The 11,908-nt window shown below is 69.1% G+C and carries 12 protein-coding genes; 11 read left to right on the top strand and 1 reads right to left on the bottom strand.

All coding sequences use genetic code 11. The annotated features are described in order from the left end of the window. Positions 1 to 149: 149 nt before the first annotated feature. Positions 150 to 1,349 carry a radical SAM family heme chaperone HemW gene (gene hemW, locus ACFUEJ_RS14625; RefSeq protein WP_311276990.1) on the top strand — a complete coding sequence of 400 codons (1,200 nt, stop codon included), beginning with the start codon at positions 150 to 152 and terminating at the stop codon, positions 1,347 to 1,349. 19 nt (positions 1,350 to 1,368) lie between these two features. Here the strand turns inward: hemW and ACFUEJ_RS14630 are convergent, their stop codons facing one another. Then, positions 1,369 to 1,827, bottom strand: a complete 459-nt coding sequence (locus tag ACFUEJ_RS14630; protein ID WP_058252083.1) for a type II toxin-antitoxin system VapB family antitoxin — start codon at positions 1,825 to 1,827, stop codon at positions 1,369 to 1,371. Positions 1,828 to 1,989: 162 nt separating this feature from the next. On the opposite strand from ACFUEJ_RS14630, the gene hrcA reads away from it, so the two are divergent. The 10 genes from hrcA (at position 1,990) to ACFUEJ_RS14680 (ending at position 11,904) form a co-directional block, all read left to right on the top strand. Continuing rightward, positions 1,990 to 3,024: a heat-inducible transcriptional repressor HrcA gene (gene hrcA, locus ACFUEJ_RS14635; protein ID WP_055475525.1), complete on the top strand. Its 1,035-nt coding sequence runs from the start codon at positions 1,990 to 1,992 to the stop codon at positions 3,022 to 3,024. 166 nt (positions 3,025 to 3,190) lie between these two features. After that, entirely contained in the window at positions 3,191 to 4,360 is a 1,170-nt protein-coding gene (gene dnaJ / locus ACFUEJ_RS14640) for a molecular chaperone DnaJ (protein ID WP_388030168.1), read from the top strand. 63 nt (positions 4,361 to 4,423) lie between these two features. Beyond that, entirely contained in the window at positions 4,424 to 5,173 is a 750-nt protein-coding gene (locus ACFUEJ_RS14645; protein ID WP_068971660.1) for a 16S rRNA (uracil(1498)-N(3))-methyltransferase, read from the top strand. Beyond that, positions 5,170 to 5,949: a S9 family peptidase gene (locus ACFUEJ_RS14650; protein WP_068971661.1), complete on the top strand. Its 780-nt coding sequence runs from the start codon at positions 5,170 to 5,172 to the stop codon at positions 5,947 to 5,949. The genes ACFUEJ_RS14645 and ACFUEJ_RS14650 overlap by 4 nt, the downstream gene beginning before the upstream one ends. 138 nt (positions 5,950 to 6,087) lie before the next feature. Continuing rightward, the gene (locus tag ACFUEJ_RS14655) at positions 6,088 to 7,170 is read left to right on the top strand and encodes a PhoH family protein (protein WP_068971662.1); all 1,083 of its coding nucleotides are present in this window, start codon (positions 6,088 to 6,090) and stop codon (positions 7,168 to 7,170) included. After that, positions 7,167 to 7,769 (top strand): rRNA maturation RNase YbeY, encoded by a 603-nt coding sequence (ybeY, locus tag ACFUEJ_RS14660; protein WP_165629855.1) that lies wholly within the window; start codon positions 7,167 to 7,169, stop codon positions 7,767 to 7,769. Before ACFUEJ_RS14655 ends, ybeY begins: the two co-directional genes overlap by 4 nt. After that, positions 7,766 to 9,190 (top strand): hemolysin family protein, encoded by a 1,425-nt coding sequence (locus tag ACFUEJ_RS14665; RefSeq protein ID WP_388030172.1) that lies wholly within the window; start codon positions 7,766 to 7,768, stop codon positions 9,188 to 9,190. Before ybeY ends, ACFUEJ_RS14665 begins: the two co-directional genes overlap by 4 nt. Next, entirely contained in the window at positions 9,187 to 9,531 is a 345-nt protein-coding gene (locus tag ACFUEJ_RS14670) for a cytidine deaminase (protein ID WP_388030175.1), read from the top strand. The genes ACFUEJ_RS14665 and ACFUEJ_RS14670 overlap by 4 nt, the downstream gene beginning before the upstream one ends. After that, positions 9,524 to 10,435: a GTPase Era gene (gene era / locus ACFUEJ_RS14675; protein WP_165629857.1), complete on the top strand. Its 912-nt coding sequence runs from the start codon at positions 9,524 to 9,526 to the stop codon at positions 10,433 to 10,435. The genes ACFUEJ_RS14670 and era overlap by 8 nt, the downstream gene beginning before the upstream one ends. Positions 10,436 to 10,491: 56 nt before the next feature. Continuing rightward, a complete protein-coding gene (locus ACFUEJ_RS14680; RefSeq protein ID WP_388030178.1) occupies positions 10,492 to 11,904 on the top strand; it encodes a YhgE/Pip domain-containing protein in 1,413 nt (470 codons plus the stop codon). Positions 11,905 to 11,908: the final 4 nt, after the last annotated feature.

Raw genomic sequence — 11,908 nt, forward strand, 5'->3', positions numbered from 1 at the left:
GTCTACTTGGGGTTATTTTCCATCATGGTGATGGAAAACCGGGCCGGCCTCCACACCTGCCTGCGCCGCACAACGCCGTCGAGGACCGTGCTGTTCCCGATCGGGGCGACGATTTCCTCCCACGCCGCCGCGATCGGCATCATGGAACGGTGAACGTCGACACCACCACCATCGCAGCCGACCTGGTCGCCGCTGCGTGCCGCGACGTCGACGCGGACGTGCCTCTCGCGCTGTACCTGCACGTCCCGTTCTGCGCGACCCGGTGTGGGTACTGCGATTTCAACACCTATACGGCGGGCGAACTCAGTTCGTCGTCGTCACCGGAATCGTGGCAGCACGCGGTCGCCCGCGAGCTCGAGGCGGCATCGCGGATGCTGGCCCCCACCCGGCCGGTCTCGACGATCTTCGTCGGCGGGGGCACGCCGTCGCTGCTCGGCGGCGACGGCCTCACACGACTCCTCGACGCCGTCCGGGTCCACTTCGACCTGTCCGACGACGTCGAGATCACCGCCGAGTCGAATCCGGAGTCGACTTCGCCGGAGTTCTTCGACGACCTCCGGTCCGCCGGTTTCACCCGCATCTCGCTCGGCATGCAGTCGGCCGCCGCACACGTGCTCAGGCTGCTCGATCGCACGCACACCCCGGGTCGGGCGGTTGCGGCCGCCAGGGAGGCACGAGCGGCCGGGTTCGACCACGTCAACCTCGACCTGATCTACGGCACGCCCGGCGAGACCGACGCCGACCTGCACGCCACCGTCGACGCGGTGCTGGACGCCGGGGTCGACCACGTGTCGGCCTACGCGCTGATCGTCGAGGACGGCACCGCGCTCGCCCGCCGCATCCGGCGCGGGGAGATGCCCGCACCCGACGACGACGTCCTCGCCGACCGCTACCAGATCCTCGACCGCCGTCTGCGTGCGGACGGACTCGACTGGTACGAGGTGTCGAACTGGGCCCGCGGCGAGAAGTCGGTGTGTCGTCACAACATCGCCTACTGGCACAGCCACGACTGGTGGGGCATCGGTCCGGGGGCGCATTCCCACGTCGCGGGCGTGCGCTGGCTGAACGCCAAACATCCTGCGCGCTACGCGAAGTCGCTGGCGGACGGGGTCTTGCCCATCGCATCGGCAGAACAGCTGACCCCCGAGGACCGGCACCTCGAGGCCGTCATGCTGACCACCCGGTGCCGCACCGGACTGCCGCGCGATCTCCTCGACGACGCCGAGACCGCGCATGCCGAACAACTCCGTGCCGACGGACTGCTCACCGCGGCCGACGACGCCTACGTGCTCACCGACGCGGGTCGGTTGCTGGCCGACGGCGTGATCCGCCGCGTGCTCTGGGGCTGACGCGGGGCCGGTTGTCGGCCTACCAGCTCTGATCGGGGCGAGGCGGACTCGTCCAGCCCGTCGATCGCGCCCCGCGCCGATGCGCACCGGGGCCGTCGGGCGTGGTCGGGGGCCGGCGCGCCGGGATCTCGGCGGTGTCCTCGAGTTGCTCGTCGAGGGGTTTGGCCGCATCGGACAGGTCCAGGGCGTCGAGGTCGAGGGTGCGCGCGTGGATGATGTGCCGGTTGCGCAGCGCCGACCGCACCGCGCGATGCAGTCCGTCCTCGAGGTAGAGCTCGCCCTCCCACCGCACGACGTGGGCGAACAGGTCGCCGTAGAAGGTGGAGTCCTCGCTGAGGAGCTTGTCCAGGGCGAGGACCTTCGTGATCGGCGTCAGCTGGTCGAGCCGGAGTTGCCGCGGCGGGATCTTGGCCCAACCACGCGTCGACAGCCCGTGGTCGGGATAGGGCTTGCCCTCCCGCACCCCCTTGAAGATCATGCGAACTCCTCCGACGCCCGTGCCTCGACGATTGCTGATCTGCGACGACGCGTCGACGGTCAGTGCGCGACACCGCGCCGTGGCACGGTGATCGCGATCCCATTTCGTACTATGGAACGCACCCAACTGTATGGCAGGGACCCGAGTCAGGAGGTGTGCCGCGTGTCTACCACCGATGATCGTCGCTTCGAGATCTTGCGTGCGATCGTGACCGACTACGTCGACACGCAGGAACCGATCGGTTCGAAAGCGCTCGTGGAGCGACACCAGCTGGGGGTGTCGAGTGCCACCGTCCGCAACGACATGGCGGTCCTGGAGGCAGAGGGATACATCACCCAGCCGCACACCAGCTCCGGCCGGGTGCCCACCGACAAGGGCTACCGGATGTTCGTCGACCGGATCAGCGAGATCAAGCCGCTGTCGGCCGCCGAGCGCCGGGCGATCCTCTCGGTGCTCGACTCCGGCGTCGACCTCGACGACGTGCTCCGGCGCTCGGTGCGGCTCCTCGCCCAGCTGACGAGACAGGTCGCGGTCATCCAGTACCCGGTGCTGTCGGCGGCGACCGTGCGTCACCTCGAGGTCGTCACCCTGTCGCCGTCGCGCCTGCTGCTGGTCGTCATCGTCGACAACGGCCGGGTCGAACAGCGCATGGTGGCGCTGAGCGAAGACCACGATGAGGACGAGATCGCCCGGTTGCGCGATCTGTTCTCGGCCGCACTGCACGGCAAACGGCTCGAAGCCGCGTCGGCCGCGGTCGCCGAGCTCGCCAACTCCGCGCCCGAGGATCTGCGCGGTGCGGTGCTCAACATCGCCACCGTGCTGGTGGAGACCCTCGTCGAACGCGGTGACGACCGGCTGGTGCTGGGCGGCACGTCGAACCTCGCGCGGTCGGCGGCCGACTTCACCCCGGTCGTCGGCGGGATGGACACCGTTCTCGAAGCCCTCGAGGAGCAGGTGGTGGTGCTCAAGATCTTGGCGACGACCCAGGACATGGGCCAGGTCACGGTGCAGATCGGCGAGGAGACCCGGACCGAGAACCTGCGTGGGACCTCGGTCGTGTCGACAGGGTACGGTGCTTCGGGAACCGTGTTCGGCGGCGTCGGTGTGCTCGGCCCCACACGGATGGACTATCCGGGAACCATCGCCTCGGTGGCGGCCGTTGCCAAGTACATCGGCGAGGTGCTCGCCGAACGATGATCGCTGTTTCTCCATGATCGCTGTCGGGCACACCGCAGCGTCGACGGCGGCCGCTCGCGACACCGAGCCGGGACGACGGTGGGGACGGCCGGTCCATCCGCGCGTCGCGCGATCGTGAGAGCACCCGCCGCCAGGCACCAACTGAGACCGAAGGATCACTACAACCGTGGCACGTGACTACTACGCAATCCTGGGAGTGGCGAAGGGCGCCAGTGATCAGGAGCTCAAGCGCGCCTACCGCAAGAAGGCGCGGGAGCTGCACCCCGACGTCAACCCGGGCAAAGAAGACGAGTTCAAAGAGGTCAGCACCGCTTACGAGGTGCTGACCGATCCGGAGAAGCGTCGCATCGTCGACGCCGGCGGCGATCCGCTGGCCGGCGCCGGTGCGGGCGGCTTCGGCGGTTTCGGTGGCGGCGGCGGGGGATTCGGCGACGTCTTCGAGGCGTTCTTCGGCAACGGCGGTGCCTTCGGCGGCGGTGGCGGGGGCTTCGGCTCGGGCCGCGGACCCAAGTCCCGTGTCCAGCCGGGTGAGCCGGCGCTGGTGAACGTGACCCTGGATCTCGCCGAGTGCGCCAAGGGGGTCGCCAAGGAGATCACCGTCGACACCGCGATCCTCTGCGACGTGTGTACCGGCTCGGGAACCAACGGCGACAGCAAGCCGGTCACCTGCGACATCTGCAAGGGCGCCGGGGAGATCCAGTCGGTGCAGCGCTCCTTCCTCGGGCAGGTCATGACCGTGCGCGAGTGCCCGACCTGCCACGGCGTCGGCGAGGTCATCCCCGACCCCTGCCACAAGTGCGGCGGCGACGGACGCTACCGCTCGCGACGCACGATGACCGTGCGCATCCCGGCCGGAATCGAGAACGGCATGCGGGTTCGCCTCACCGGTCAGGGTGAGGTGGGTCTCGGCGGCGGCCCCGCCGGCGATCTGTACGTAGAGGTCTCCGAACGGCCGCACGAGGTGTTCCTGCGCGATAAGGACGACCTGCACTGCACCGTCAAGGTCCCGATGGCCGACGCCGCGCTCGGCGCCGAGTTTGAGGTGGAGACGATTCTCGGCGACCCGGTCACCGTGACGGTCGCGCCCGGCACGCAGCCGGGCCAGATCGTGAAGCTGCGCGGGCAGGGCATGCCGCACGTCAGTTCCGGTGTGCGCGGCACCATGCACGTCCACCTCGACGTTGTCGTGCCGACGAGACTGGATGCGGCGCAGACCGACGCGCTGAAGAAGTACCGCAAGATCGCCGCCGACGAGATCGAGGTCGTCAACACCTCGGCGGCCGCGGCGCCCGGCGGTCTCTTCTCGCGGCTGCGCAACGCGTTCGCCGGGAAGTAGGCACCTCGTGTCCGCGGCGGCGATCTCCGAGTGGATGTACGCGTTCGGGACGGCGGGTACGCGGTGAGTCCACCGCTGTTCTGGGCGGACTCGGTGCCCGCACCCGGTGCGGACCTGATCCTGAACGGCGCCGAAGGTCGCCACGCGGTCACCGTCGCCCGGCTGGGTGTCGGCGAACGGATCCTCATCGGTGACGGCGCCGGCTCGGTCGGCGGTTGCGAGATCCGAGAGATCACCGCCAAGGACACACTGGTGGCGACCGTCCACGACCTCGCGTTCGAGGCTCGCCCGACCCCGCAGGTGACCGTGGTGCAGGCGCTCCCCAAGTCGGAGCGGTCCGAGCTCGCGGTCGACCTCGCCACCGAGGCCGGCGCCGACGTCATCGTGCCGTGGCAGGCGCTGCGGTGCGTGTCGCGGTGGACGGGCAAGGCGGACAAGGGCGTTGCCAAATGGCGAGCCGCGGCCTCGGCAGCTGCCAAACAGAGCCGTCGACCATGGATTCCGGAGATCACCGACCTCGCGACCACCATCGACGTGCGGGCCCGCTGCGCGGACGTCGTGGCGCGGGGAGGGGTCGTCGCCGTCCTGCACGAGGAAGCCGCGCAACCCCTGGCCAGGCTACCCCTCGCCGACGCCACCGAGATCCTGCTCGTGGTCGGGCCCGAGGGCGGACTCGACGCCGGCGAGGTCGCCGACCTGACCGCGCTCGGTGCGAACTCGGTCGTGCTCGGCCCCGAGGTGTTGCGTACGTCGACGGCCGCCGCAGTGGCCCTCGGCGCGATCGGGGTGCTGACCCGCCGGTGGGGCCGATGAGTGTCGTCGGACGCCGTCCGGTGCGTCGGACCAAAGTCGAATACGGCTCTGCACCTTCCCAATTCGGGCACCTGTACGTGCCTTCCGAGGGGCTCGGCGCCGCGGCGCCGGCGCGGCTCGTGGTGCTCGTCCACGGCGGGTCCTGGTCCGTCGAGTTCGGTTCGACGACGCAGACCGCGATCGCCCGCATGCTCGCCGAGCGCGGGGCGGCGGTGTGGAACATCGAGTACCGCCGGGTGGGCGAAGAGGGCGGTGGATGGCCGAACACCGGCCGTGATGTCCTCGACGCGCTCGGTGCCCTGGACGGTCCCGTTCGTGACCTGCTCCCGTCCGACGCGGTCGACTTCGCCTCGACCGCGGTCGTCGGGCATTCCGCGGGTGGTCAGCTCGCGGTCTGGGCCGTCGGTCAGCTCGGTGCCCGGACCGCCACGGCCACCATCACCACCGTGATCGCCCAGGCGGCCGTGCTCGACACCGTCGGCGCAGCGGACCGGGAGTCGGTGCGGGCGTTCATGGGCCGGCCGTTCAGCGACTCGCCGCGCCGCTACTCCGATGCCTCACCATTGCTGGCGCCGGTTGTCGACGCCCACGTCGTCGCGATCCACGGCGACGCCGATGATCTGATCCCGGTCGAGTCCAGCCGACGGTACGTCGACGCCGCGATCGCACGCGGACAGTCCGCCGAACTCATCGTCGTCCCCGGTGAGGGGCACGACGCCTTCGTCGACCCGCGCAGCGTCGGCACGCGACAGACGATCCGCGTGCTCGGAATCTGACGGAAATATTGCCTGCTGATCGGCTGTTGCACCGCGATACACTGACCACACCCCTGCCGCCGCGACCGCGTCGTCCGGGGGTGCCGCATCCAGAACCGAACATCCATCCGGACCAGAACACCAGGAGTGATTTCATACGTGAGTGACGACAACCCCGACCAGAGCGGGCAATCCAGCCGTACGCAGCCGCGCCGGTCTGGGGTCACATCCACTGTCGAAGTCTCTCCCGGAGTCGTGTTCGGGCTGCTCGGCGCGAGTGACGTCAACCTGCGTACCCTCGAGCAGCTCCTGCCCGCCGACATCCACGTCCGCGGCAACCAGGTGACATTGACCGGTGAACCCGCCGAGGTCGCCGCGTCCGAGCGCGTCATCGCCGAACTCGTCGACCTCGTCGGCCGCGGGACCCCGCTGACACCGGATCTCGTCCGGCACAGCGTCTCGATGCTGTCCGACGGCACCGAGGAATCGCCCGCCGATGTGCTGTCGCTGGACATCCTGTCGCGGCGCGGCAAGACGATCCGGCCCAAGACGCTCAACCAGAAGCACTATGTCGACGCGATCGACAACCACACCATCGTGTTCGGTCTGGGTCCGGCCGGTACCGGAAAGACCTATCTGGCAATGGCCAAGGCCGTGCAGGCGTTGCAGTCGAAGTCGGTCAACCGCATCATCCTGACGCGGCCGGCGGTCGAGGCCGGCGAACGTCTCGGCTTCCTGCCGGGCACGCTGAGCGAGAAGATCGACCCGTACCTGCGCCCGCTGTACGACGCGCTGCACGACATGATGGACCCCGACGCGATCCCGAAGCTGATGGCGGCCGGGGTCATCGAGGTCGCGCCGCTGGCCTACATGCGCGGCCGCACCCTGAACGACGCGTTCATCATCCTCGACGAGGCGCAGAACACCACGAGCGAGCAGATGAAGATGTTCCTCACGCGCCTCGGTTTCGGTTCCAAGGTCGTCGTGACCGGTGACGTAACGCAGGTGGACCTGCCCGGCGGCGCCCGCAGCGGTCTCCTCGCCGCGTCGGAGATCCTCGAGGGCATCGACGACATCCACTTCGCCCGCCTCACCAGCCAGGACGTGGTCCGGCACCGCCTGGTCGCCGACATCGTCGACGCCTACGGGCGAGCCGAGGAGGCGCAGCGGGGTCTGCCCAACACGGCCATCGGCGGCAATCGCGCCGCACGCCGGGCAGCGGCGCAGGGTCGTCGCTCATGAGCATCGAACTGGCCAACGAATCCGGGGTCGAGGTCCCGGCCGAGTTGATCATCGACGCCGCGCGTTTCGCGGTCACCGCGATGGACGTGAACCCGGCCGCATTGCTGTCGGTGCTATGTGTCGACGAGGACACCATGGCCGACATGCACGTTCAGTGGATGGACCTGCCGGGCCCGACCGATGTCATGAGTTTCCCGATGGACGAACTGGTGCCCGGCGGCCGGCCGGATGCGACCGACCCGGGCCCGGCGATTCTCGGGGACATCGTGCTGTGCCCGGACTTCGCCCGGAAACAGGCGCGCGAGGCCAAGCGGTCCTTCGAGCACGAGCTCGCCATGCTGACCATCCACGGAGTCCTCCACCTCCTCGGCTACGACCATGCCGAGCCGGAGGAAGAGCGCGAGATGTTCGGACTGCAGAACCGCATCCTCGACGCGTTCTACGCCGAACGTCACCGTCGCGCCCAGGAGCAACGACAGACCGACCGCGATTCCCGGCTGCTGTCCAACATCGGGTTCACCGGAGCCGAGGGAGATTCACCGACCCCCGGTGCCCAGTCGGTGCCCGAGCAGTCGCGGTCCGAGGAGGACCGAGGGTGACCTCCGACTACTGGTTCATCGTGGCGGCAGTCGTGTTGATCGTGGTGGGCGGCGTCTTCGCGGCCGTCGACACCGCGGTGTCGACGGTGTCGAACGCCCGGGTCGACGACATGGTCCGGGAAGGGCGGGCCGGTGCGCGCCGCCTGGCGGGCATCCTCGAGGCGCGTGCGACCTATGTCGGCCTCGTGGTGCTGCTCCGAGTCGTGTGCGAGACCGCGGCGGTCGCGCTCGTCGCGGTCGCCGCGACGCAGCTGATCGGCGTCGGCGGGGGACTGGCGGTGGCCATCGCCGCCATGACGGTCGTCTCGTACGTCGCCGTCGGCGTCGGCCCCCGCACGCTCGGCCGGCAGCACGCGTACACGATCGCGCTGTCGTCGTCGTACCTGTTGTTCGCGCTCGGCGTGCTGCTCAAACCGCTGACCCGGCTGTTGATCCTGATCGGCAACGCCCTCACCCCGGGTCGCGGGTTCCGCAACGGTCCGTTCGCCACCGAGGTCGAGTTGCGCGAGGTCGTCGACCTGGCCGAGGCCTCGGGCGTCGTCGCGGCCGACGAGCGCCGGATGATCCAGTCGGTCTTCGACCTCGGCGACACCAGTGCCCGCGAGGTGATGGTCCCGCGCCCGGAGATGGTGTGGATCGAGGCCGACAAGACCGCGCTGCAGGCCACGAGTCTCGCGACGCGGTCCGGACATTCGCGGATCCCGGTGATCGGGGAGAACACCGACGACGTCCTGGGCATCGTGTACCTCAAGGATCTGGTGGCGCGCACGGTCGCCCAGCGGATCGATCCCACGACCCTGCGCGTGGTCGACGTGATGCGCGAGGCCGAGTTCATCCCCGACTCCAAGCCACTGGACCGGGTCCTCGCCGACATGCAGCGCGAGCGCAACCACATGGCGATGCTCGTCGACGAGTACGGCGGCATCGCCGGGCTGGTGACCATCGAGGACGTGCTGGAGGAGATCGTCGGCGAGATCACCGACGAGTACGACATCGACGAGCTCGCACCGGTCGAAGACCTGGGCGACGGGTCGTACCGGGTGTCGGCACGACTGCCGGTGGAGGATCTCGGCGAGCTGTTCGGCGTCGAGATCGCCGAGGAAGAGGTCGAGACGGTCGGCGGACTCGTCGGTCTGGAACTGGGGCGGGTGCCACTGCCCGGCGCCCGGGTCGAGTCGCACGGGCTGCAGCTGGTGGCCGAGGGTGGGCCCAATCGCCAAGGGCGCCAACGCATCATCACGGTGCTGGTCACCCGGGTCCCCGACCCGGACGAGGATTCCCGACCCGACGAGCACGGCGGGCAGTCGAGTCGATCGCAGGGACGTGCCGAGCGCACCACGGGCAACGCCCACGAGGACCAGGACACGGACACCGCCGGCCAGGAGCGCGCAGGCGAGTCGAGAGCAAGGATGAACCAGTGACCGAGACCCTCTCCGACGAGGATCGCAAGCTCGTGGTGCTCGCCCGAGGTGCGCTGGCGCGCGCCGAGTCGCCCTCGGGCGCGGCGGTCCGGGACGGCGACGGTCGCACCTACGCCGGGGCCGACGTGCGGACACGCTCGCTGACCCTCACCGGACTCCAGGTCGCGGTGGCGTCGGCGATCTCGAGCGGCGCCCGCTCCTTCGAGGCGGCGGTCGTCGTCAACGGTGACCCCGACGATCCGGGCCTGGACACCCTGCACGAGCTCAGCCCGGAGGCGTACGCGGTTCTCACCGACACCGCGGGGCGTCCTCAGCAGCGCATCGGGCGCGCGAATGCCTGAGTTCCGTTCGGGCTTCGTCTGTTTCGTGGGCCGGCCCAACACCGGTAAGTCCACGCTCACCAATGCCCTGGTCGGCGAGAAGATCGCGATCACCTCGAATCGTCCGCAGACCACCCGGCACACCATCCGCGGGATCGTCAACCGGCCCGACGCCCAGCTGATCCTCGTCGACACCCCGGGCCTGCACCGACCGCGCACCCTGCTGGGTCAGCGCCTGAACGACCTCGTCCGCGACACCTACTCCGAGGTCGACGTGATCGGAGTCTGCATACCGGCCGACGAGGCCATCGGTCCGGGTGACCGGTGGATCATCTCGCAGGTCCGCGAGATGGCGCCGCGCACGACGATCGTCGGGGTGGTCACCAAGATCGACCGGGTCGGGCCGGAGCAGGTCGCCAAACAGCTGCTCGCGCTGTCGGAGGTACTCGGGCCGGACTCGGAAGTGGTTCCGGTGTCGGCGAAGTCGGGCAAGCAGCTCGACGTGCTGTCCGACGTGCTCGTGAGCCTCATGGAGGAAGGCCCCGCGTTCTACCCGGACGGCGAACTCACCGACGAACCCGAACAGGTGCTGATGGCGGAGTTCATCCGCGAGGCCGCGCTCGAGGGGGTGCACGACGAGCTGCCGCACTCGCTGGCCGTCGTCATCGAAGAGGTCATCGATCGTGAGGACCGCGACCCCGACCTACCGCCGATGGTCGATGTCCACGCCGTGTTGTTCGTCGAACGCGACAGCCAGAAGGGCATCATCATCGGCCGCAAGGGCGCGCGTCTGAAGGAGGTCGGTACAGTTGCCCGCGCACAGATCGAGCGGCTGCTGGGCACCAAGGTGTACCTGGATCTGCACGTGAAGGTCGCCAAGGACTGGCAACGCGACCCCAAGCAGTTGCGTCGATTGGGTTTCTAGCAGCGTGTTCCTGACGGCCCGGCGCCGGCAGGGGCAGCCTGCGGGGAGGTACGCCGATGGGAACGCACGAATCGCCACAACAGCCGGGGGACGATTCCGGCCGCGGAGCGCATGAGGCGCCCGACACCGACCAGCCGACCGGTCGCACGATCGCCGGCGTCCTCGGATCGCCGCGTTTCTGGCTGGCACCGTTGGCTCTCGTCGCGGTGATGTTCTCGCTGATGGCCGCGCTGTACATGGCGGCGGTCGTCGACCCGCAGCGTCACCTTCACGACTTCCCCGTCGCCCTGGTGCAGGAGGACGCGGGCGGTGAGGTGCAGAACGCCGACGGACAGTCCACGCCGCAGAACTTCGGCGACCAGGTCGCCGAGGGCATCATCTCCTCGGCGGCGCAGAACGGGATCGTCGTGACCCGCACCGACCGCTCGACCGCGCTGTCCGAACTCAACAGCGGCAAGGTGTACGGCGTCATCGTCGTCGGGTCCAATTTCACGAATCGGGCGGTCGCGCTGGGCCGGTCGACGGTCCTCACCGCCGAACCGGCGAAACCGACCATCGACATCTTCATCAACCGGGGCTCCGGGGCGTTCGCGTCGTCGATCACCACCACCCTCGCCGACCAGGTGCGTACGCGCGTCAACGAGCAGGTGGGCGCGCAGCTGACCGAACAGGTCCGCACCCAGCTCGATCGCAACGACATCACCTTCACCGGGGCGGCGCAGCTCGCGCTCGCGACCCCGGTGGCCGTCGAGGTGTCCGAACCGACCCCGCTTCCCGAGGGTGCGGGCAACGGATTGTCAGCGTTCTATCTGACCCTGCTGCTCGTCCTCGCCGGCTTCACCGGGGCGATGATGGTCAGCATCGTGGTCGACGGCATGCTCGGCCAGACCCCCATCGAGTACGGGCCGTTCTATCAGCTGCGCGAGCGGCTCGCGATCAGCCGGTGGGCGACGCTCGCGGCGAAGTGGACGATCATGTTCCTGGTCGCAGTGGTGCTCTCGACCCTGTTCATCGCCGTCGGCGCGATGGTCGGGACGTCGATCCCGAACGGCTTCGTGCTCTGGATGCTCTCGGTCCTCGGCATCTTCGCCGTCGGCGTGAGCGCGAGCGCGATGATGGCGGTGTTCGGCAACCCCGGTCTGCTGTTCAATCTGCTCTTCTTCGTGGTGTTCGGCCTGCCGTCGTCGGGCGGGACGCTACCGCTGGAGGCGAGTCCGCGCCTCTTCGAGTGGATCGCCGCGATCGAGCCGATGCACGTGATCTACCTCGGTGTGCGTGCGGTCCTGTACTTCGACGCCGACCTGTCGGCGGGGTTGGGCCGGTCGATCATCCAGTGCCTCATCGGCTTGCTCGTCGGCGTGCTCCTCGGTCTGCTCGGCACCAAGTTCTACGACCGCAAGGGCTGGCACCGATATCCGGGTGGGATGACGCTGCCGCCGAAGCTGGACAAGATCGTCAACGCCGGCTGACACG

It is taken from the genome of Gordonia sp. NPDC057258 (assembly GCF_042668985.1).
In the GTDB taxonomy this organism is placed as follows: domain Bacteria; phylum Actinomycetota; class Actinomycetes; order Mycobacteriales; family Mycobacteriaceae; genus Gordonia; species Gordonia hongkongensis.